Origin of the sequence: Hymenobacter psoromatis (assembly GCA_001596155.1) — a bacterium.
In the GTDB taxonomy this organism is placed as follows: domain Bacteria; phylum Bacteroidota; class Bacteroidia; order Cytophagales; family Hymenobacteraceae; genus Hymenobacter.
Genome location: CP014771.1, coordinates 4,799,214 through 4,821,843 on the forward strand (window position 1 = coordinate 4,799,214; position 22,630 = coordinate 4,821,843).

Sequence of the window (22,630 nt, forward strand, 5' to 3'; positions counted from 1 at the left end):
GGCTGCCTTCGCCCTATCCCTTGGGATGGGCCTGATTGTATTGTTGATAGGTTTTCTGGCGCTGAGCGCGGCGGGATTGGTGAGCGTGGGGCCGGTCGAAAAGGATATTGCCGGGATGCCCGCCGATAGTTTAGTTGAGGGACCGATGATGATTGCCAGCGCTGAATCGCGGCCCCTACCTCCCGTTTCTTTTCCTAACGGCGAAGCTATCGCAGCTGGCAACGCGCTTTTCAAAAACAACTGCGCCCAGTGCCACGCCGTTAATGACAAAGTAGTGGGCCCGGCGCTGGCTGGTATCAGCAAGCGCCGCCGGCTGCCGTGGATAGTTTCCTGGGTCCATAATTCGGCCAAAGTCATTGCCAGCGGCGATGAATACGCCTTGAAACTTTACGATGATAACGGCAAGCAGCAAATGCCTTCCTTTCCAAACCTTTCGGCCAAGGAAATAACCGGCATAATGGCTTGGGTAGAATGGCAGGAAAACCCCGCGAATGCAGCCGGCGCAGTAGCTGCTAACTGACGTTACGAAGTGCGCAGTAGCGCGATTTTTGTAAATCGCGTCCCCGCGCCGTTACAGCCATTCCAACGGCGCGGGGACGCGATTTACAAAAATCGCGCTACTGCACACTGCGGCGCTTTTAACGCAGGAACCGCGTAACAGTAGCTGCTAACTAAGCCGCACCGTTGGTAGGATATTTTTTGATTCAGAAAAATACCCTACCAGCACAGTAGGGTATTTTTCTGAATCAAAAAATATCCTACCAGCGCTACTGCACCAGCACCAGCGCCGAATAGCCCGGCACTGCCACGCCGCCTGCCTCGGCGCTCAGCATTTCCAGGCCGCTCGGCTTGATTTCCAGCCCGCGCAACACCACCTTATAGCTGCCGGCCGGCACGGGCACGGTGGCCGGCTGGCGCTGGCCGTTGAACAAGACGGTAATCGTCTGCCATACGTCGCCGCCGGCGTGGTCTTTCAGTTGGTAGGCGATGGTGCCGGGGGGTAGGCCGGGCAAAAATTCCAGGTGCTGCGCAATCAATTCCTGCGAGGGTAGGCGGAAGGCCGGGTGCGCCCGGCGCATCGCCAGCAGCTGGCGATAGAACGCGGCTACGGCCGCGTATTTTGCCTTGCGCCCCCAATCAATCTGGTTGATGCTGTCAGGTAAATTATACGAGTTGGAAGCGCCTTTTTTGGTGCGCAGAAAATCGTCGCCGATAGGCAGGAACGGCACGCCCTGCGACGTGAACACGATGGTGTTGCTGAGCGCGTCCATGTGGATTAGCTCGTCCTCGCTGGCCGTGGGGTTGGCGATGCGCAGCTTGTCCCACAGCGTGCGGTCGTCGTGGCAGGCCACGTAGTTGATGGCCTGGCCGGGCTGGCTGGCCCAGGGCGCTTTGCTGTAATTGACTCTTTGATAATCAAGCTGCGGATGCTGCGTAGCAGCCACGATGCCGAATTTCACGCTCTCTTCCAGCCCCGGCTGGCCGCCCACGAAGCCAGCCGCTGCCTGGTGCGCGTAGTGGCCCTTCACGCCGTCGCGCAGCTCGTCGCCGAAGGCCGCGATGCGGGGTAGGCGCGCCACGTTGGCCTTCACGGCGCGCTGGCTTTCGGGCAGCGGGCTGGGGCCGGCCGCCCAGCCCTCGCCGTACACGAAAATGCCGTGGTCCTGCTGGTCCAGGGCCACGCGCACGGCCCGCATCGTCTCCAAATCGAGCACGCCCATGAGGTCAAACCGGAAGCCATCGACGTGGTAGGCCCGCGCCCAGTGGCTCACGGCATCCACGATGAGCTTGCGCACCATCGGCCGCTCCGAGGCCACCTCGTTGCCGCAGGCCGTGGCATTGGAGAGAGAGCCATCGGCAGTATGCCGGAAATAATAGCCCGGCACCAGCTGCTCAAACGCGCTGGTACGCGCGTCGGCCACGTGGTTAAACACCACGTCGGCCACCACCGCCAGCCTGTGCTGATGCAGCGCCTGCACCAGCTCCCGGTACTCGCGAATTCGCACCGCCGGGTCAACCGCATCGGTGGCATACGAGCCCTCGGGCACGAAATAATTCAGCGGGTCGTAGCCCCAGCTATACCGCGCCGAAGAGGGGGGTAGGGCCTCATCAATGGCCGCGAAATCATTGACCGGCAGCAAATGCACGTGCGTAATGCCCAGCTCCTGCAAGTGCTGCAAGCCCGTGCTCACGCCCTGCGGCCCGGTGGTACCGGTCTCCGTCAGGCCCAGAAATTTCCCTTTGTGCTGAATGCCCGACTGCGGGTCGCTCGACAAATCGCGCACGCTCACCTCGCCAATCACCACGTCGGTGGGGTGGGGTAGGCGCGGGCGGCGGTCGTCGGCCCAGCCGGCGGGCGCGGTCCGGTCGGGGTCGAGCCAGGCCCCGCGGCGGCCGTTCACGCCCACGGCGCGGGCGTAGGGGTCGGGCACCTCGGCCATTTTCCGGCCTTCAATAGTGGCCTGCACGGTATAAAAACCATCTGTACCGGCCGGCAGCGCCAGCTGCCAGGTACCGGCCGGCCCGCGCTGCATGGCGTGGGTAGCCAGGGCCGCGCCGCCCGCACCGGCCGCGTATAAGCGCAGGCCCAGCGCCGCGGCAGTAGGAGCCCACACGCGCAGCGTGCCCTGCCCGGCGCGGTCAAACGTCAGCCCCAAATTCGGCCCCTGGTAGAACGGGTAGCGGCTGAGGGGGTAGGGGTCGGCCGCGGGCGGCGCGGCTGCGAAAGTGGGAAGCAGCACGAGCAGCAGCAAAAAAGAGCGAAGCATAGGCCCGAAGTTCGGGAGGGGAGTTTATACAAAACCGTTTGTCATTGCGAGCGCAGCGCGGCAATCGCCCTAGAACGACACCCGCGCCAGTCGTTCGTCCATCGTGCAGGGGCGATTGCCGCGCTGCGCTCGCAAGGACAGATTACCCAACTCCCGCCATCGGCAGCGTAAACGTGAAGCAGCTGCCCGCGCCGGGCTGGCTCTCGACCCACAATTGCCCGCCCTGCACCGTGATAAATTCGCGGGAAATACTCAGCCCCAGCCCCGAGCTGCCGCGCTGCTGCCCGGCCGGTCCGCCTACCCCCCCAAACCGCTGGAAGATGCGCTGGTGATACTCCCTGGCGATGCCCGGCCCCTGGTCCTCCACGCTCAGCTGCACCATCTCGCCCCAGGGCACCGCCCGAATGGTGAGCGCCGCCCCGTGCGGCGAGTAGCGAATGGCGTTGGAGAGCAGGTTGATGAGGACCCAGGTCGTTTTCTCCACGTCGGCCAGGGCGGGGGGTAGGGCGTCGGCGAGCAGCACCACCAGGCGCAGGTCTTTGTCAGTGAGCTGGGCGCGCACGATGTCGGTGGCGTAGCGCACCACTTCGGGCAGCGCCACCGGGGCCAGGTTGAGGCGAATATCCTTGCCCGCGTCGAGCCGCGCCACCTCAATGAGCTGGCCCACCATGCCCAGCAGCCGCTGCGTTTCGGCCCGGATGCCGCCCGCGATTTCCTGCCGCCGCCCGGCGTCGAGCCGCTCGTCGTTCATCAGCATCAAACTCAGGTTGATGCTGGCCAGCGGCGTTTTCAGCTCATGCGAAATAGTAGCCAGAAATTCGGATTTCACCTGGTCGAGGTTTTTGAAGGCCGACACGTCGCGCAGGCAAAAAACGTGGCCCGCCGGCACGGCCTTTTGCAGCTCCTCGTTCACCTCCGTCACCTCGCTCACCGTGAGTTGGTAATGCAGGTTTTCGCCGTGCGGCCGCACCTTAAACACGGGTCCGGCCGACCGGCTGGCTTCGGCCGCATCGGGGGGGGTAGGGCCGGGCGCGTCGAGGGCGCGCAGCCACTCGCGCAGCATCTCGTTGTGCTGGGCCACGGCGGCGGCGGGCTGGTCGAGCAGCTCCTTGGCGGGCTGGCCCAGCAGCAGGCAGGCTACGGGGTTGGCCAGGGCAATAATGCCTTGGTGGTCAATGAGCAGCAAGCCTTCGTCGAGGCCGCGCACGAGGCTGTCGGTGCGGTTGCGCTGCGTGATTAATTCGGCCAGGGTAGTGCGGCGCTCGTCCTCCGCCTGGCGCAATACGCGGTTCACGGCCGCCGCCACCGAGCCCACCTCGTTGTTGCGCGTCACGGCCACGCGCGTCACGGGGCCGGGCGCGGCCACGCGCTCCACATCGGCGGTGAGGCGCGTGAGCGGGCGCGTAACCAGTCGCGGCAGCCGCACCATCAGCACGATGCCCAGCAAAATACTGATTATCAAAAACAAATACACCGCCCGCTGGGCCGCCAGCGCATTAGTCTGCTGCACGCCGGGCGCCTCGGTTTCGAGCCGGTGAATGGCGAGAATAACATAGCCGCCCAGCCCCAGCAGCAGCCCCAGCATCAGGAAAACGCCCAGGCGAATTTGAATTTTTAAAGACATAGCACGGGGTAGATAGCCAGGGCGATAAAATAATTACGCAGCCAAGGTGGCGCGCCCTCAACCTTCCACGCCGTACTCCTGCAATTTTCGGTACAAAGTCGTGAGCCCGATGCCCAAACGCTTCGCCACCTCCGGCTTGCTGCCGCTCAGCTCTTCCATCAGGCGCTTGATGTGGCGCGCTTCCAGCGCCCGCAGGCTCTCATCATCGGCGGAGAAAACCGGCTGCCCGCCGCTTTGAAATTCTTCGGGCAAGTAATCCAGCGTCACCAGTTCGCCGGCCGGGGCCAGGATGGCGGCGCGCTCCAGCACGTTTTTTAGCTCGCGCACATTGCCCGGCCAGGGGTAGGCTTGCAGCGCGGCCCCGGCCTCGGGCGCGAGGCCGGACAGGCGCTTGGACAGCCGGGCGGCGAAGTGCCGCAGGAAAAAATCGGCCAGCAGCGGCACGTCCGTCGCCCGCTCCTTCAGCGAAGGCACCAGGATGGTAAACACCGAGAGCCGGTAGTACAAATCGGGCCGGAAGCGCCCCTCGGCTGCCTCCTGCTTAAGGTTGCGGTTAGTAGCCGCCACCAAGCGCACGTTCACGCTCGTAGGCTTGGTGTCGCCAAGCTTGGTAAACTGTTGCATCTCCAGCACCCGCAGAAACTTCGCCTGCACATTCAACTCCAATTCCCCGATTTCGTCCAGAAACAGCGTGCCGCCGTTGGCTTCTTCCAGTAATCCCTTTTTATCAGTCAGCGCCCCCGTAAAAGCCCCTTTTTTGTAGCCAAATAGCTCGCTTTCCAGCAAATCTCTCGGAAAAGCGCTGCAATTGACGGCCACGAAGGGCTTGCTCTTGCGGGCGCTGGCCTCGTGCAGCGCCTGGGCAAACAGCTCCTTGCCCGCGCCGGTGGGGCCTTCGAGCAGCACCGTGCTGTCGGTGGGCGCTACCTGCCGGGCCAGGTGCTGGGCGCGGCGCAGCGCCGGGGCCTCGCCCACCATGCTCTCGAAGCTATGGCGCTGGCCCACGCGCTTTTCCAGCTCCGCCACCCGGTGCTGCAAGCGGGCCTTTTCGGCGGCGCGCTCCACCACTACCACCAGCTGCTGCTCAAAATCGCCCTTGGTGAGGTAGTCAAACGCCCCGAGCTTCATCGCCTTCACCCCGTCGGGAATGGTGCCGAAGGCCGTGAGCAGCACCACTTCGGCCAGCGGCGCGGCGGCGCGGTAGCGCGGCAGCAGCTCCACGCCGTGGCCATCGGGCAGCTTCACGTCGCTGAGCACCACCAGCACCTCTGCCGCGTGCTGGCTCAGCAGAGCCAGGCCCCGGTAGGCGTCGGGCGCTTGCAGCACCGTGTAGCCTTCCAGCTCCAGCACCTGGGCCAGCAGCTGCCGCAGGCGCGCTTCGTCGTCAATGAGGAGCAAGGTTCCGGTGGGCATAGGGGGGTAGGGATAGCCGAATCAGGCCGCAAGTACGTAGTTTTGAAGTATGCTAAAGCGCCTCCACCTCCAGAATTTCACCGTTTTCGCCGACGCCGACTTTGAGTTTGGGCCGGGGCTGAATGTATTGGTTGGGAATAATGGTACGGGGAAGAGCCACGTGTTGAAGGTGGGGTATGCGTTGTTTGATACAATCGCTAATCTATCAAAAGGTGAAGTCGATACTTTTAAACTTGAATGGAGCAAGGAAAATTTTCGCACTTACTTATCTAAGAACTTGAAAGGTGTTTTTCAGCCAGAGCGTGATGAACTGGGAAAGCTTAGTAGGTGGGGAACGCAAAAAGTAACATCTATAACCGGTGAATTCAGCCTTGTGAATCAGTTACAAATGAGTGTCGTTCTCCCTTTTCAGGATAGTTCGCTACAAGTAGTTCAAGTACAATCATTGGGTGAAGGACCTAAACTGGGTGAAATAGAAAATCCTGTTTTCATCCCAGCTAAAGAAGTATTGACGTTATCTTGGATTAGTAGATTAGATGAGCGATACAAATTGCCAATAGATACTACCTATTTGAATTTATTGTCTTCTCTAAGACCACTTGCGTTAAAGAAACCTGAGGAAGCTGCTACAGAGTTGTTGGTTAAATTAGAAGATTTAATAGGCGGTACGATAGAGCAAGCGGGTGAACGTTTCTACCTTATACCTAAAAAGGGTGTCTCGATAGAAATGAATTTAGTAGCTGAAGGAATTCGTAAATTTGCTATACTTTCCCAATTATTAGCTAATGGTAAACTTAACACTAGTACTACCCTATTTTGGGATGAACCCGAAGCCAACCTAAATCCCGCGCTCCTGCGACAACTGGCCGCTATTCTCGCCGAACTCGCCCGGCAGGGTTTCCAAATAATCCTGGCTACGCACAGCATGAGTCTGCTCAAAGAATTTCATATCCTATCGCGTCAAAAAGATGCTAAGCCATTACCGATAAAATACTTTGGATTGAATGCCGAGCTAGGCGAGGCTACCCGCATTGTCACAACGGATAATTTTGAATACCTGCCCGATGTGGTAGCCCTGGAAGTAGAGTTGGAACAGGCCGATGAACTGGACGGAATTTTTGCCAAAGAAGACCGGGAGCGCCATGCCAATATTTAGGGAGAAAAAGCTGCTTTTCAATTTCTCGGATAATTGGCAAGTCGTTCACTACGATGTGAAAGCGGACCCAATAATGGGAGTAACAGCTGGATTCTACCGCCGCATTTTAACGGGCGGTGGCGTGAAGCACGTTCAAGCGGTTGATTTTATTTGCCTGCTACCAACTATCCCCAAAGCGCTGCAATTTATTGAGGTAAAAGACGACCGCTTAGATACGCGGGCAGAAGGTGAGCGCCGCACCCAACTCTACGAAGCAATAATGAGCAAAGTGGCGAGCACGTTAGCTGGCCTGATACTGGCGGAGCGGCTGGGCGAACAACTAGATGACGATTTATTGCGCCCGATGGCCTGCCTGGGTCAGCAGCCTGCAATTGAGGTCGTATTATTTTGGATTGAGCCCCCGATAGCGGGTACCACACTGCGACGTAATGTTAAAAAGAGCGGTAAAATAATGTTGCAGCAGCGGCTGTCGGCTAAGCTCAAGCAGTGGGGAATGCCCTTCTTTTTGTATAACCTCACTGATGCTGATAGAATACCTCCCGATTGGCAAGTGAGCGAGATATAGATTTGAGAATGTCCTACTATGCCTACCCCGCCACCCGCGCCAGCAACTCCGCCACTTGCTGCTCCAGGGTTGCCACGCGCTCATCGAGGCGGGCGGGCGGGCGTAAGTGGCTGGTAAAAACACCCTTCACCGCCCAGATTTCCAGGGCCTGGCTCAGGTCCAGCTCCTGGGGGCTGTAGTCGGCGTTGTCGGCGCGGAGCTGGAGGCGCTGGCCGTCGGCGAGCTGGCCCGCCACGCGGCGCACCAGTATTTTGCCCGGCGTCACGAACACGTAGATGCTGCCCACCTGCACCGTGGGCTGGGCCGGGTTGACGCGGGTGCAGAGCACGGTATCCTTGTGGCGCAGGCCTTGACGCTTAGGCAGTTGCATCTCTGCCCCGCGGATTTCAAAAGCCCGTGTGGGGCCGCTGAGCTGGTGCGGCAGCTTCAGCCACGGCAGCCCGGCGAGGTAGGCGGAGTCGTGGTGCTGCACAATGTATTCGAGGTTGCGGCTGCCGGGCACATAGGGCGTCACGTCGGCGGGCGGGCCGGCGGCTTGGGGCGCGCCGGGGGGGGTAGGGGCCGCGGTAGCTTCCTTGAAAATATCGAAGTTATACAGCTCGTTTACCGTTAATTCTTTCGTAAGTAGCAAGTCTACGGATAAGCCAAAATACTGAGCAATTTGGATGAGCGTCTCCATTTTGGGCTCCGAGCGGCCTTCTTCGTACGCCCCCACGCTGGGCCGCGCCAGGCCAAAAAGCTCCGCAAAAGCCGCCTGACTCAGTTTTTTAACGGTTCGGATTTTGCGAATATTCTTGCCGACGTAGGACATAGCAGAAAATTAAGGATGCTCAAAGAAAGAGCATATCAAAAACTTTTCGTAAGATTGTGGCGTAAAGCTAGCACCGGTGCTGGAACGCGGGCCGGGTAGGGCGCTAGTTTTTTGAGCAGGATTCACAAACAGGTACTTATCCCTCCATTTACCCCGTGCCGATGACCAACACTTACTTCCCCAAAATCAAGTCCTACCTGTTGGAGCTGGGCTTCACCATTTGCCACGCCGATGAGCGGGAGAATATCCTGGTGGTGGACAAGCCGGAGCTGGGTATTCGCAACCTCGTTATCGGCTGCGGCGACCCGCTGCTGATACTGGAACAGTACTTGCTCGACCTCCCCGCGCCTTCGCTCGACATCTACCGGCAGCTGCTGCAAAAGAACCGTGATATTATCCACGGCGCGTTTGCCCTCGACGACACCGGCCGCCGCCTCATCTTCCGCGACACGCTCCAGGTTGACCCGCTCGACCTGCCCGCGCTCGAAGCCTGCCTCAATTCGCTGGCCCTGCTGCTGAGCGAGTTTGCCGCCGAGCTGATTCAGTTTTCCAAACCCTACCCCGCTTAATTTTTCGCGTCATGAATATCTTGCAGCGTCTCTTCAAAATTGGGCAGTCGGAGGCCCACGCCGCCGTCAATCAGCTCGAAGACCCCATCAACCTCACCGAGCAGGGCCTGCGCGACCTGCGCCGGGACCTCGACAAAAGCCTCCACGGTCTGGCCGAAGTGAAGGCGACGGCCATCCGCGCTCGCAACGAGGCCGAGGGCTTCCGCGCCAAAGCCGCCGACTACGAAGCCAAGGCCGTGCTGCTGCTGCAACGCGCCCACAAGGGCGACCTCGACCGCGCCGAGGCCGACCGCCTGGCCACCGAAGCCCTGCTCAAAAAGACCGAAAACGAAGTCCACGCCACCCGCGCCAGCGCCGACCAGGAGCGCTTCGGGCAGTCGGCCGCGCAGCTCGACCAGAACGTGCAGGCCCTCAAAAGCACCATCAGCCAGTGGGAAAACGAGCTGAAAACGCTCAAGGCCCGCGTCACGGTGAGCACTGCCACGGCCACCATCAACAAGCAACTAGCGCAGCTCGACTCGTCGGGCACCGTAGCCTTGCTAGAACGCATGAAGGAAAAAGTAGCCGTGCAGGAAGCCTTGGCCGAATCATACGGCGAGATTGCCCAGGAAAGCAAAAGTATTGATGCCGAGATTGATAAGGCCGTCGGTCGGGCGGGGGTTGGCAAGGCCAGCGAAGACCTGGCCGCGCTGAAAGCCAAGCTGGGCCTGAATGAGTAGCGCGGCACGCCCTACCCCCTCGGCGCTGGGCCAAGGGGGTAGGGCCGTAATGCTAATGTTATTTCCGCGATATATTACCCACCTATGACCGAACTGCTACGCGCCGCCGTCCTACCCCCCAACTTGGTGCCGACCGGGCTGCTGGTATTCGTGCTGCTATATTGGCTCACGGTTATCATTGGCTTACTGGACTTTAAGACCACCGACTTGCACCTGGACGGGGGCCATCACTTATCGGGTGATGCCAATTGGTTCAACGGGGCGCTGGCGTTTTTCAACCTGGGCCGGGTGCCACTAATGCTCTTCGTCAGCTTCGTGGTGCTGCCGCTGTGGGTGGGCAGCATTTTGGTCAATTACTACACCGGCAACTTGTCGCTACTGCGGGGGCTGGTTTTTCTGCTGCCGCTGCTGCTGGGCAGTCTGCTGCTGGCCAAGTTTTTGACAATGCCCTTCGTGGGACTGTTCGCGGCACTCGAAAAAAACCACGATGGCGGGGCCGTCGCCCTGGGCAAAGTCTGCACCGTGTTGCTGCCAGCCACCACCGAGCACCTCGGCCAGGCTACCGTGCGCATCGATGGCGCGCCGCTCATGTTAAATGTGCGCGCTCTCAATCGGCCTATTAATAAAGGCGAAACGGCGCTGGTAATTGACTATGACGTGCCACGTCGCTGCTATTTAATTGAGCCTTACTCGTTGACTTAGAAGTAGTCAGACACAAAATGAACAGTCATGCTGAGCTTGTCGAAGCATGACGTTTTTCTAATTAATGCTAATTAGTTAAAAATCCCCGATAACCACTTTCACTCTCCCTGCTTATTTAACACCTTTTTACACGCATGATTACACAACTTTCCTGGGCCATTCTGGTCATCCTCGGCGTCCTGTTGCTGGGGTTTTTGGCCATCGTGGCGCGCATGTACCAAAAGGCCGTGCAGGGCGAGGCCCTGGTCCGCACCGGCATGGGTGACACCAAAGTATCGTTTTCCGGTATTCTCATCGTGCCCATCCTGCATAAGCTGGAAGTGATGGATATTAAGCTGAAAACCATTATTATAGCGCGGGCTGGTTCGGAGGGTTTGGTGTGCAAGGATAATATGCGCGCCGACGTAAAAGTTAATTTTTTCGTGCGGGTTAATAAAACGCACGACGACGTGGTAAACGTGGCGCAGAGCATCGGCGCGCACCGCGCTTCTGACCCCGCCGCGCTCGAAGCCTTATTCGATGCTAAATTTTCGGAAGCTTTGAAAACCGTGGGTAAGCACTTCGATTTTATCGAGCTGTATAATTCCCGCGAGCAGTTCAAGCAGGAGATTCTGCGCATTATCGGCACCGATTTGAACGGGTACGTTCTCGACGACTGCGCCATTGATTATCTGGAGCAAACCCCGCTTAATGCGCTTAACCAGGATAATATCCTGGACGCTGAGGGTATTAAAAAAATAATTGCCCTCACTTCGGAGCAAAAAATCCAGGCTAATCAAATTCAGCGCGACCAGCAGAAAACCATCAAAAAGCAGGATGTCGAGGCGCAGGAAACTATTTTGCAGCTTGAAAAACAATTAGCCGAAACTCAGGAAAAGCAATACCGCGAAATTGCCAGCATCAAGGCCCGCGAAGCCGCCGAAACTGAGAAGGTGCGCCAGGAAGAGCGCCTGAAAGGCGAAAAAGCCCGCATCACGACGGAGGAAGAAGTGAAAATCGCGGAGCAAAACCGTGACCGGCAAGTGCTGGTAGCCGAGCGTAACAAGCAGCGCACCGACGCCATCGAAACCGAGCGCGTGGCCCAGGCGAAAGCCCTGGAAGCCAACGAGCGCGAGCGCCTGGTGGCCCTGGCCCAAATTGAAAAAGAAAAGGCGCTGGAAGAGGAAAAGAAGAACATTCAGGTAATTATCCGCGAGCGCATTACGGTGGAAAAAGCGACCGTGCAGGAGGAGGAGCGCATCAAGGACACCCGCGCCCAGGCCTTGGCCGAGCGCGAAAAGTCGGTGGCCGTGACTGCCGCGCACCAGCGCAACGAAACGAGTTCTATCAACATGGTGGGCTCAGCCGATATGGAGCGTCAGGCCGCCGAATTCCGGGCTAAGCAGACGGTGATTGATGCCGAAGGCGAACGCACTGCCGCCGACCATCGCGCCGCCGCCGTGCGTATTATGGCCGAAGCCGAGGCCAGCAAAGCCGCCGCCGTGGGCCTGGCCGAAGCCCAGGTGATGCAGGCCAAAGCCACTGCCCGCCAGAAGGAAGGCGAAACCCACGCCGCCGTAATGCAGCTCACTTCCGCGGCTGAGGCCCAGGCTATTCAGGTGAAAGCCACTGCGCAGGCCGAAGCCGACGAGAAAATCGGCTTTGTGGCCGCCAAAGTCAACCGCGAAAAAGGCCTGGCCGATGCCGATGTGGTAGAGGCTCGCGCCACCGCCGACCAGAAAAAAGGCTTGGCTGAAGCTGCCGTCAACGAGCAGAAATTCACGGTAGAAGCCAAAGGTATTGAGGCTAAGGCCGATGCGATGAAAAAACTCGATGGGATAGGAAAGGACCATGAGGAATTCAAGCTGCGCTTGGACAAGGAAAAATCGGTGGAGCTGGCTCAGATTAATATCCAGAAAGACATTGCCGCCTCGCAGGCCGACGTAATCGGTGCGGCTCTCAAAGCGGCCAAAATTGACATCGTGGGCGGCGAAACGATGTTCTTCGACCAGATAATCGGCTCCATCACCAAGGGTAAATCCATTGACCGCGCCGTGCACAACAGCGAGGTGCTGAGCACGGTGAAAAATACGTTTTTCGACCACAACGGCGGCGGCGATTTCAAAACCAACCTGCGCAAATTCGTGCATCAGTTCGGCCTCAGTAGCGAGGAAATGAAGAACCTGAGCGTGTCGGCGCTGCTGCTGCAACTGATGAATAAGGCGAGCGACGAGCCGACGCGCAGCACGATTTCGCAGTTGGCGAGTACGGCGGCAGCCCTCGGCATCAGCGATAAGCCGGTGAAATCCATTGATTTAAAATAGCCGCCCCGGCCCTACCTCCTTGCCAGAGCCGCGAGGGGGTAGGGCGGCAGTGACCACCACATGGAACCAACTCCCCAACTCGAAGGCGGGACCTACGAAATTCTGCGCGGCCGCCTGCAAAAAAGCGGGGCCGACCTGCAAGTCCGGCTCTCAACCCTCAATACGGAGCGCAAAGCCGTATTTGGGGCCATTGATACGCGCCTGCTCGGCACGGGCCGCCTCACGACCACCAATAATTGCGTGCCGTGGGATATGGTGCCGGTGGGCAACACGTTTATTTTCGGCTTTAATGTCGTTATCGGTCTGAAAACCGAGACGGAATTAGCCGATGTTTTTGGCGTGTATGAGTATGTCAATCACGAATTTCGGCCGCTGGGTTTACAGCTGCTGGAAGCGCCACAGTTTTTAGAGGAATTTCGGAATTTATATCGGTATTATAAAAACACGCAATTTGTAAAATTCGCGGTCTTGGGGCCGCATTTATTCATGGTATTTCGGGTGGGTAAAACCCCGAACGATATCAAGACTTTTAAGTGGCTGCTGAAGGATGACACGCTCACCTACCTCGACAACCGCAGCGACCACGAATATATATTTCCGCCGCAGCACGAGTTTGCCTGGAAACGGGCCACGCGCGACATGCAGGTGGCGGGTAAATACCCGCATATTAGCATCGAGGACAAGGTTTTTGTCGAAACTATCGGCGGCGACCTCACCATTAAGGTGGAGAATAATACCGAGTCGGGCCGGGGAATTCTGGCCGAGCCGGTGGCCGATAAAGACCAGACGCTCGACGACTCGGAAATTTATTACGCCGTCATTGATAATTTAATTCTGCTGAAAATCCGGCCCTACCAGGAGCCGGCGTATCGGTATTTTTTATTCAATACTAAGCTACGCACGGCGCAACGACTGGACGCTTTGGCCGATGCCTGCGTGCTGCTGCCCGATAGCCAAGGACTAATTTTTCCGCACGGGTTTTATCTGCAAACCGGGGAGGGAAAATTATTCGAGAATGGCCTGCACGACATGCTGTTTGAGAAGCGTATCGCGTCGCCCAACGGGGAGGATTTTCTATATGTTTTTTACAACAAGGAAAACGGGACGTATTTATTATTATCGTACAACCTGATTGCGCAGCGGGTGGATAACCCGATAATCTGCAACGGGTACGCGCTGTTTGAGAACGGGGAATTATGCTATTTGCGGCCCGATGCGGAAGCCAAGAAGCACCACGCCGTGCAAATCTGGCAGACGCCCTATGTAGCCCCCGATTTTGAGCTGCCCGTGACCCAGGATTCGGCCCTCTATAAGCTGGGTAATAAGGAGATTGTGCGGGCGATGGCCGAAGTGCAGGAAGTGCTGACGCTGGTGGGTAAGGAGGACAGCTACGCGGGGCTGTACCTGGACCTCATCCGGCGCACGACCACGCTGGCCGACGTATACCACTGGCTCGCTGAGCCTGCCACGCAGGACCTGGCCGCGCCGCTGCGCGATATTCAGCAGACAGCCACGGCGGCGGTGGAAGAGTTTGATAAAGTGCGCAGTATCCGCAAGAGCACGGCCGAGGCGGTGCAGCGTGGGCTGGGCCAGGCCGACGAGCTGCGCGCCCGCATCACCCGCATGGCCGACGTGACGGAAGTCAACGAATACGTGCGCCTGCTGGCCGAATTACGCGCCGTGCGGGGCGAAGTAATTTCGCTCAAAGAATTGCGCTACGTGGATGCGCCGGCCGTGGAAAAAGCCGCCGCCGAACTGGCCGACGTGAGCCAGCAGGTAGCCGGCCAGACCGTGGCGTTTCTACTGCGGCCCGACGCGCTGAAACCCTACGCCACCCGCGTGCAGGCCATTGCCGAGAGCGTAGAGAAAGTGCAAAAAGTAAGCGAGGCAAACGAGCGCGAAAAAGAAGCCAACGCCGTATCGAGCGAGCTGGAATTATTGATTGAAGTGGTGGGTAGCTTGCCGATGGACGACCCCACGCAAACCACGCAGATTATTGATACTATCTCCACGATTTACGCGGGCTTTAATCAGATTCGGGCGGCGCTGAAACGGCGGCGGCAGGCGCTGGCCGGCACCGAGGCGCAGGCCGAATTCACGGCGCAGCTTAAGCTGCTGGAACAATCGTTGGTTAATTATCTCGACCTGAGCGACACGCCGGCCAAGTGCGACGAATATAGCACCAAGCTGCTGGTACAGTTGGAGGAACTGGAAGGTAAATTTCCGGATTTCGACCAGTTTCTGGCACAATTAGCCGAGCGGCGGGAGACGGTGTATGAGGCATTTGAGTCGCGCAAGGTGAGCTTGGTGGCAGCCCGTAACCAGCGCGCTTCGGCCCTGGCGCAGTCGGCGGAGCGCATTATCAAGGCGGTGCAGAGCCGGCTGGCGCGCCTCGAAACGCTGGCCGACATCAACGGCTATTTTGCCGCCGATATACTGGTGGAAAAAGTGCGCCAGACCGTGCAGAATTTGCTGGACCTCGGCGATACGGTGAAGGCCGACGAGCTGCAAAGCCGCCTCAAAACGGTGAAGGAAGATGCCGTGCGCCAGCTTAAGGACCGCGCCGAACTATTTACCGATGGCGGGCAGGCGCTCAAATTTGGCCCCTATGCTTTCACTGTCAACACGCAGCCGCTGGATTTGACCATTGTGCTGCGCGAGGGCGAGCTGCATTATCACCTCACGGGCACCAATTTCTTCCAGCCGCTCATCGACCCGGCCGTGCTCAGCGCCCGCCCGGTGTGGGACCAGGCCGTGGTGTCGGAAAACGCCGACGTGTACCGCGCCGAGTACCTGGCCTGGCGGCTGCTGGAAGCCGCCGCGCACCCTACCCCCCCCCACGGCGACGAACCCGCTACGCTCTCCATTGCGGAATTAGCCAAGCTAAGCCACGAGCAATTAACCGCTTACGTGCAGCACTTTATGGCCCCGCGCTTTGCCGAGGGCTACCTCAAGGGCGTGCATGATGCCGATGCGGCCCTGCTGCTGGCGGCCCTGGTGCGCCTCACCCAAACCGCCGATTTGCTGCGCTACCCCGGCCCGGTGCGGGCGGCCGCTGCGCTCTACTGGCAGCGCTTCGCGCCCGAAGCCCGGCGCGCCGGCTGGCAGCGGCAGCTGCACGGCATCGGGGTGCTGCTCCAGGTTTTTCCCGATGCCCGCGAGTTTCGGCCCCTGATGCTCGAATTGCAGCAGGTGGTGGACGAATTTGCGCTGGCAACCGGGCTATTTAATTTGGAAGATGTGGCCGAGGCGGGCGAATATTTATTTTACGAATTAACCCGCGGCGAAACGTTTAGTATTTCGGCGGAAGCGAGCGAATTAATTACCCAATTTCAACAATCTTTAAAGGAGCGCCGGGCCACCGAGCAGTACGAAACCTCCGTGGCGGCGCTGGCCGAGCAGCCGGCCGCGCAATTTGCGCTGGTGCGGCAGTGGCTGCGCTCGTTCGGGCAGCAGGGGGGGGTAGGGCCGCTGGCGGATGGCCAAGACGAAGCCGCGCAATTGCTCGTGACGGACAGCTTTAGCCTCGCTCGCGTGGTGCCTACCCCCCTGCGCGAGACGCTGACCGGGCTGCAAGGCAGCCACCCGCGCATTCAGGACCGCACGTATCAGCTGAATTTTCCCGAGTTCCGGCAGCGGCTGCGCCGCTACGCGCTGGGCGTGGTGCCGCAGTTTGAGGCATTTCAGGCTTTGAAAAAAGACCTGCTGGCCCGCGCCGTGGAGGACCTACGGCTGAGCGAATTCCGGCCGCGGGTGCTGGCCTCGTTCGTGCGCAACAAGCTGATTGATGAGGTGTATCTGCCGCTCATCGGGGCCAATCTGGCGAAGCAAATTGGCACGGCGGGGGCCGATAAGCGCACCGACCTCATGGGGCTGCTGCTGCTGATTTCGCCGCCCGGCTACGGCAAAACCACGCTGCTCGAATACGTGGCCAACCGCCTGGGGCTGATTTTTATGAAAATTAACGGTCCGGCGCTGGGCCACTCCGTGGTGAGCGTGGACCCCGCCCAAGCCCCCAACTCCGGGGCGCGCGAGGAGCTGCTGAAGCTCAACCTGGCCTTCGAGATGGGCGACAACGTGATGATTTATCTGGATGATATTCAGCACTGTAACCCGGAGTTTTTGCAGAAATTCATCTCGCTCTGCGATGCGCAGCGCAAGATGGAGGGCGTGTACCAGGGCCGCGCCAAAACCTACGATTTCCGGGGCCGCAAGGTGGCCGTGGTGATGGCCGGTAACCCCTACACCGAATCGGGCGAGCAGTTCCGCATCCCCGACATGCTCGCCAACCGCGCCGACATCTACAACCTCGGCGACATTATCGGCGATACCCGGCCGGCGTTTTTGCTTAGCTACCTCGAGAACGCGCTGGTGGCCAACCCCACCCTGGCCCGCCTCGCCGCCAAAAGCCAGGCCGACGTGTACCCGCTGCTGCGCCTGGCCGAAACCGGCGACAGCACCGGCCTCAGCTTCGAGGCCAGCCACTCGCCCGAGGAAATCCGCGAGTACGTGGCCGTGCTGCGCCACCTGCTGCGGCTGCGCGACGTGGTGGCCCGCGTCAACGAGGAGTACATCCGCTCGGCGGCGCAGGCCCACGACTACCGCACCGAGCCGCCCTTCCGGCTCCAGGGCTCGTACCGCAACATGAGCAAGCTCGCCGAAAAGGTGCGCCCGATTATGAACGACGCCGAAATCGAGGCCCTGCTCGCCACCCACTACACCAGTGAGGCCCAAACCCTGACCAGCGGCACCGAAGCCAACCTGCTCAAGCTCCGCGAGCTGCTGGCCTGGCTCACGCCCGCCGAAGCCACCCGCTGGGCCGACATCAAAGCCACCTTCGTCCACAACTTGCGCACCAGCAGCGGCGGCCAACTGCTCCAGGTCCTCACCCAGCTAGAGAATATTTCCGGTGGGATTGGGGGAATAAGGGAGGCGCTGGGAAGGGAGGGGTAGGGGGATGCTATTTTTACTTTACAAATTAAATAGATTTAATCTTGGAGATAATGCGAGAAAAACTTGAACAACTGAGAAGAAAACTGATTATAGAAAATTTGTTTGAGGAATCAGATTCAGCTGAAGTAAGTCGGCTGCTCAACGATATTTTTGCGCAAATGATAGGAAGTTATGATTCTTATTTAGAAAATATTCCTTTGTTATTATTAATTTTAGAAGAGAACGACGTTAAAATATTTCCTTATTTGGGTGAAATTTTTTACAATTCTTATGCTAAATTCATAGAAAATGTTCAAGTTAGGCCATTTGATATGTCATTATTCGATGAAAATTATGAAAATGTGAATGGTATTGCTAGCAAAATCGAAGAATTGCTTAACGTTAAATATAATAAAAAATTTGAGTTGAGAATGTCCGAAATAGTATACAATACTGATGGTTTTTCCGCAATTGAGATGAAATTTCATTTGTATATGATAAATAAAATTATAAGTGATGATGCTAGTAAAATAATATGGTCATTAGAGGATGTGAGTTCTAATTATTTTCTCCTGGCTATTACTAGAAGAGTTGCTTTAGCAAGTGGTTATGAAGAATTCTTTTATTTTATGTTTGGTATATTTCTTGACAGATTAAACACGTCTGGATTTAGTCAAAAGGCAAGGGATGTAGCTGAAGAATTTCTGATATGTTCTTTTAAAGATGATGTGAAACAATGGGGGTTCTATCTGTCATTTCGAGCTTTTTCCAACCAATCAAATGCTCTAGTGGGTTTGGTATATGGAATATTGACATTATACAGCGTTTTGAGTATTGAAGACAAAACCATTAATAATAAATTATTCGTTGAGATAGCATGGGAGTCAGTGAGACTTTTTAGAAATATCAGATTTAAAACTATTTTAAAAAGTGTGTATAACCTTAGTTTGTCTAGAGATGTTTATAGCCCATTTCAGCGTAGGCAATTAGCTCATGGGTATTTGTCTTCATTGTTTTATGAGGGTGATGATAGCTTAGTAGGCCTATGTGAAGATTTGCTGAATGCAGGTAGAGAAGAAATTATTGATGGGGGTGAACATGAATGTATGCCGTGGCTAGCTATGTTGTATAATATGAAAGTGTACTACGCAACTAAAGGTTACTTTAATTCTTCTCTGCCTTTTTATGAGAAATTATTTGAGTCAATAGTTTCGCCTGATAAATTAAAAATTCAAAAAGAAATTATATTTTCTGACCCTGAAAAATTAAAAGTGCATTTTTTACAAGCATTAAATCAGCTAAATGAAACTCGTTATAAATCTGATTTAGTCCATGACGTTTCTTATGCTTTACTTTTAGCAAATAAGTTAATAAAAGTATCTTATCACTTTCAAGACCCAGAGAAATTTCTTCTCGCGATGATTGCAAATGCTGATTTTAGTTTTGTTTTTAATGAAAAGATAATTCCTGAAAAAGTTGCTATTAAATATGTCCCCGATGTTAATGAGATAGCCCAATATTATGAAAACATAACTGAATCTGTTAAGAAAATTAAACAAAATAATCAACATATTTTGTTATGGCTAGGTGTTGCTGATAATGTCGTTTATCAAATGATTTATAAAAATAGTTTTGAAATATTTGAATTAACTAGTTGGACTTTAGAGGCTAATCAGCATTGGGCTTCTTATTATAAGCCATTACTTAAATTAGTAACAACTAAGAGAGAAAAGAATATCCGGATAATTTTTCCGGAAGAGCATTATGCAGAAGGTGAAAAAATAAAAGAAAATTTGATTTTTTCAAAACTTTCATTTGTAACTGACGAAACATTGTTGGTCATAAAAGATATGGACATATCAGGATTTCCGCATAATCTACTTATTAATAGTGACAATACATATGTTATGTTTAAGCATCCCATTATTAATGTTATTTCATCCGAGTGGATGTTGAAAAACGGTTCCTCTTTTACTGGATTGAGCCGAAATTATACTAAGCAATTATGGATACCTATAAGCGATGAGGATTATCCGTTGTTGCAAATATATTCTAAGCTGGAGTCTTTTTTGAGTGTTAATTCGTTCCAAGTATTTACTAATTCAAAAATAAATTTACCTATTAGCGGAGACGTGAATATTGTCATTGCACATGGAGGCAGTAATATACATTCTTTTTATGCTTTGTATACTGGTGATGACAATGCTATTAATAATGTAGAAAATATTATTGGTTCTGGGAAGTTACTCATATTATTTGTTTGTCATGCCGGGGTTGCAGCTAAGGGCACCTTTGATAATAAGATTCAATCTTTTGTTAGATTATTTTTAGAATCCGGCTATGAGGCAGTTATTGCTCCTTTCTGGGCATTAAACATAGATATACCTGTAGTATGGCTCCCGGTTTTTATTAATTCATTAGATAGTGGAAGTAATGTATCAGAGGCATTTCATCAGGCTACACTTGCTGTAAAGGAAGCTTATCCAACACCAGCAGCTTGGGCTTGTCTGCACTTATATGGTAACCCGTATCTTAAAATAAAGAATGAGTAGCCCACATTAACGGAGAAAAAGCTACTTTCGCGGCTCCATGACCCTGCACTGGACCACCAAACCCTTCGAGGCCCTGACCCTGGCCGAACTATACGCGCTGCTGCGCTTGCGGAGCGCGGTGTTCGTGGTGGAGCAAAACTGCCCGTTTCAGGATATGGACGGGCACGACCAGGCCGCCTACCACCTGCTGGGCCACACCGCGGCGGGCGAGCTGGCAGCCTATGCCCGGCTGCTGCCGGCCGGGCGCAGCTACCCGCAGGTCAGCATTGGGCGGGTCGTGACGGCACCGCGCTACCGGCGCGCCGGCCTGGGCCGCGAGCTGCTGCGCCGGGCCATCGGGGAGTGCGCGGCGCGGTTTGGGGAGCAGCCCATCAAGATTGGGGCGCAACAGTACCTGCGGGCGTTTTATGAGAGCTTCGGCTTCGTGGCGGCGGGCGCGGGGTATCTGGAAGACGGGATTCCGCACGTGCATATGGTGCGGGGGTAGGGAAGTAGCGCGGCCTTGGTAGTCCGCGCGGGGAGTCGTTACTACCCCCGCGCGGACTGCTAAGGCCGCGCTACCGGTCAATTATTGCGGATTTCCTGCTTCAGCTCTTCCACGAACCGCGTGAATTCCGGCTCGGCTTCCACGCCGGGGTGCCAGGCCAGGCCGCGCTGGGCCAGGTTGTACTGGTGGCGGGGGCTGATGGTAGCGCCCGGTAGCAGCTGGCCGGTCGCGGGGTCGCGCTCGGGGGCCAGCAGCCAGAGCTGGTCGGCGAGCGCGGTAGTTGTAGTAATATCGTGCGAGACGATGAGCACGGTGTTCAGCTCGTGCAGCGTCGTCACTTCCACGATGAGGTGCTTCACCTCGTCAATCATGGCCACGTCGAGGCCCGAAAACGGCTCATCGAGCAAAATCAGGTGCTCGGAGCACAGCAATTGCTGCGCGATGGCCGCCCGCTGCCGCTGCCCGCCCGAGAGGTGCGCCGGGTACTTGCGGGCGTGCGCCGCCAGCCCGAAGCGGCTGAGGTAATCCGCGGTACGGGCCTGCGCCTCGGCCGGGTCGTGCTGGCGGCGGGCGGCCAGCAGCAGGTTATCCAGCAGGGTCAGGTGGTTGAACAAGGGGTAGCGCTGCTGCACGTAGCCCACCGCGCCGGCTTGCACGGCTTGCTGGGCCTCGCCCACCCGCACGGTGCCGGTGCTGGGGGCCGCCAGCCCCGCCAGCAGCCGGCACAGCACCGACTTGCCAATGCCCGAGCGCCCGTAAATGCCCACCACCTGCCCCTGGTTGAGGCCGGGCCGAATCACGTCGAGCACCTGCACATTAAGGTCGCGCAGGATAATTTCGGAGCCGAATTGCATAGACACGTCTTGCAGCGTGAGCAGCGGTTCCTTATAGGAGTGGGGTAGGGCGGTCATGGTGGTTTGAATTATCGCCCTCCACGTGCGCCTCACCCCCAGGCTCCCTCTCCAAAGAGGAGAGGGGGAGCCGAGGCGACGCGGTTCGGGCGTTAGGGTTGAGTAGTTGAGATTTTGAAAACGCGCTCGTCTGGCTCCCCCTCTCCTTTTCGGAGAGGGGGTAGGGGGGTGAGGCGCACGCGGAGGGCGACCTATTAAGCTGCTACCCCCAGCCCCGCGTAAGGAAAAAACACCCGCCGCAGCGCCTCAAACCCATAATCCTGGGCCACGCCCACGGCCAGAATTACCAGCTGAATCGCTACCACGCCATCGAGGTGCAGGTAGCGGTTTTGCTTATATAATAGGAGCCCGATGCCGCCTTCCGACTGGTACAGCGTCTCCACCAGCGTTATCAGCGTCCAGATGATGGCGAAATTCTGCCGGACTACTTCGAGCATGTCGGCGAGCTTGCCGCGCACTACCACTTCCCAGAAGCTGCCCCACTCGCCCAGGCCCAGGGTGCGGGCGTGGTCCAGTTCCTCCTGCGTAGTGCTGAGGATGACGCGCGTCATGCCCGTCACCAGATACACCGTGGCCCCGAACACCAGCACCGAAAGCTTCACTTGGTGCCCCGAGCTGAGCAGTAGCGCCATAAAAAACGTGAGCCCCGTGAGGGTGAGGTAGCGCAGCTTGCTCGCCGCGAAGGCCAGCGGCCGGAAGAAGGGTAGGGCCGTGAGATACGAAATAAACAGCGCCAGCACCGTGGCGATGCCCAGCGCCTGCAACGCCGTGAGCAGGCTGGCCCACAGCTCGGGCAGCAGGCCCTGAGTAGTAATAAGGTCGCCAAGGGCGCGGAACACTTCGCCCAGACTAGGAAAAAGTTGGAGCGGGTAGAAAAGCCACAGCGCCAGCAGAGTCAGCACCTGGCCGGCCACGAGCGCGGCCAGCGTGGCGCGGCGCGGGTGGGCGTTGGGGGTGAATAAGGGGCTCATGATAAGGGTTGAATTAAAAAAGTAGAACGTCATGCTCATCTGGCGTCCGCTTGTCGAAGCATCTCTACCGCTTCGTTGCAACGGTATGGATGAAGCGGTAGAGATGCTTCGACAAGCGGACGCCAGATGAGCATGACGTTCTTTTTT

The 22,630-nt window shown here is 56.8% G+C and carries 15 protein-coding genes; 8 read left to right on the top strand and 7 right to left on the bottom strand.

What is annotated here, in order from left to right; all coding sequences use genetic code 11:
• The first annotated feature begins 25 nt into the window (after nucleotides 1–25).
• The gene (locus A0257_20400) at nucleotides 26–520 is read left to right on the top strand and encodes a hypothetical protein (protein AMR29221.1); all 495 of its coding nucleotides are present in this window, start codon (nucleotides 26–28) and stop codon (nucleotides 518–520) included.
• 247 nt (nucleotides 521–767) lie between these two features.
• On the opposite strand, the gene A0257_20405 is transcribed toward A0257_20400, so the two are convergent.
• The 3 genes from A0257_20405 to A0257_20415 form a co-directional block, all read right to left on the bottom strand.
• A complete protein-coding gene (locus A0257_20405) occupies nucleotides 768–2,738 on the bottom strand; it encodes a hypothetical protein (protein ID AMR29879.1) in 1,971 nt (656 codons plus the stop codon).
• Between the two features lie 172 nt (nucleotides 2,739–2,910).
• Complete coding sequence (locus A0257_20410; protein ID AMR29222.1) at nucleotides 2,911–4,392, bottom strand: hypothetical protein; 1,482 nt, start codon at nucleotides 4,390–4,392, stop codon at nucleotides 2,911–2,913.
• 57 nt (nucleotides 4,393–4,449) lie between these two features.
• Nucleotides 4,450–5,805, bottom strand: coding sequence for a sigma-54-dependent Fis family transcriptional regulator (locus tag A0257_20415; GenBank protein ID AMR29223.1), 1,356 nt, complete (start codon nucleotides 5,803–5,805; stop codon nucleotides 4,450–4,452).
• A gap of 1,142 nt (nucleotides 5,806–6,947) precedes the next feature.
• On the opposite strand from A0257_20415, the gene A0257_20420 reads away from it, so the two are divergent.
• On the top strand, nucleotides 6,948–7,526 hold the full coding sequence (locus A0257_20420; protein AMR29224.1) for a hypothetical protein: 579 nt from the start codon (nucleotides 6,948–6,950) through the stop codon (nucleotides 7,524–7,526).
• 22 nt (nucleotides 7,527–7,548) lie between these two features.
• Here the strand turns inward: A0257_20420 and A0257_20425 are convergent, their stop codons facing one another.
• Entirely contained in the window at nucleotides 7,549–8,337 is a 789-nt protein-coding gene (locus A0257_20425) for a hypothetical protein (GenBank protein ID AMR29225.1), read from the bottom strand.
• A 161-nt stretch (nucleotides 8,338–8,498) separates the two neighbouring features.
• Here A0257_20425 and A0257_20430 point away from each other — a divergent pair, with 161 nt between their 5' ends.
• The 5 genes from A0257_20430 to A0257_20450 all read left to right on the top strand — a co-directional run bounded on the left by A0257_20430 (nucleotide 8,499) and on the right by A0257_20450 (nucleotide 17,583).
• Nucleotides 8,499–8,906: a molecular chaperone Tir gene (locus tag A0257_20430; GenBank protein ID AMR29226.1), complete on the top strand. Its 408-nt coding sequence runs from the start codon at nucleotides 8,499–8,501 to the stop codon at nucleotides 8,904–8,906.
• 11 nt (nucleotides 8,907–8,917) lie between these two features.
• Complete coding sequence (locus A0257_20435) at nucleotides 8,918–9,625, top strand: phage shock protein A (protein ID AMR29227.1); 708 nt, start codon at nucleotides 8,918–8,920, stop codon at nucleotides 9,623–9,625.
• Between the two features lie 84 nt (nucleotides 9,626–9,709).
• Complete coding sequence (locus tag A0257_20440) at nucleotides 9,710–10,327, top strand: hypothetical protein (GenBank protein AMR29228.1); 618 nt, start codon at nucleotides 9,710–9,712, stop codon at nucleotides 10,325–10,327.
• Nucleotides 10,328–10,461: 134 nt separating this feature from the next.
• Nucleotides 10,462–12,630, top strand: a complete 2,169-nt coding sequence (locus A0257_20445) for a flotillin (GenBank protein AMR29229.1) — start codon at nucleotides 10,462–10,464, stop codon at nucleotides 12,628–12,630.
• Nucleotides 12,631–12,690: 60 nt separating this feature from the next.
• The gene (locus A0257_20450; protein AMR29230.1) at nucleotides 12,691–17,583 is read left to right on the top strand and encodes an AAA family ATPase; all 4,893 of its coding nucleotides are present in this window, start codon (nucleotides 12,691–12,693) and stop codon (nucleotides 17,581–17,583) included.
• A 1,346-nt stretch (nucleotides 17,584–18,929) separates the two neighbouring features.
• On the opposite strand, the gene A0257_20455 is transcribed toward A0257_20450, so the two are convergent.
• The gene (locus A0257_20455) at nucleotides 18,930–19,133 is read right to left on the bottom strand and encodes a hypothetical protein (protein AMR29231.1); all 204 of its coding nucleotides are present in this window, start codon (nucleotides 19,131–19,133) and stop codon (nucleotides 18,930–18,932) included.
• Between the two features lie 1,018 nt (nucleotides 19,134–20,151).
• Here A0257_20455 and A0257_20460 point away from each other — a divergent pair.
• On the top strand, nucleotides 20,152–20,601 hold the full coding sequence (locus A0257_20460; GenBank protein AMR29232.1) for a GNAT family acetyltransferase: 450 nt from the start codon (nucleotides 20,152–20,154) through the stop codon (nucleotides 20,599–20,601).
• Between the two features lie 77 nt (nucleotides 20,602–20,678).
• On the opposite strand, the gene A0257_20465 is transcribed toward A0257_20460, so the two are convergent.
• Together A0257_20465 and A0257_20470 are read right to left on the bottom strand one after the other, a co-directional pair.
• The gene (locus tag A0257_20465; protein AMR29233.1) at nucleotides 20,679–21,512 is read right to left on the bottom strand and encodes a hypothetical protein; all 834 of its coding nucleotides are present in this window, start codon (nucleotides 21,510–21,512) and stop codon (nucleotides 20,679–20,681) included.
• A gap of 194 nt (nucleotides 21,513–21,706) precedes the next feature.
• Complete coding sequence (locus A0257_20470; GenBank protein ID AMR29234.1) at nucleotides 21,707–22,522, bottom strand: hypothetical protein; 816 nt, start codon at nucleotides 22,520–22,522, stop codon at nucleotides 21,707–21,709.
• Nucleotides 22,523–22,630: the final 108 nt, after the last annotated feature.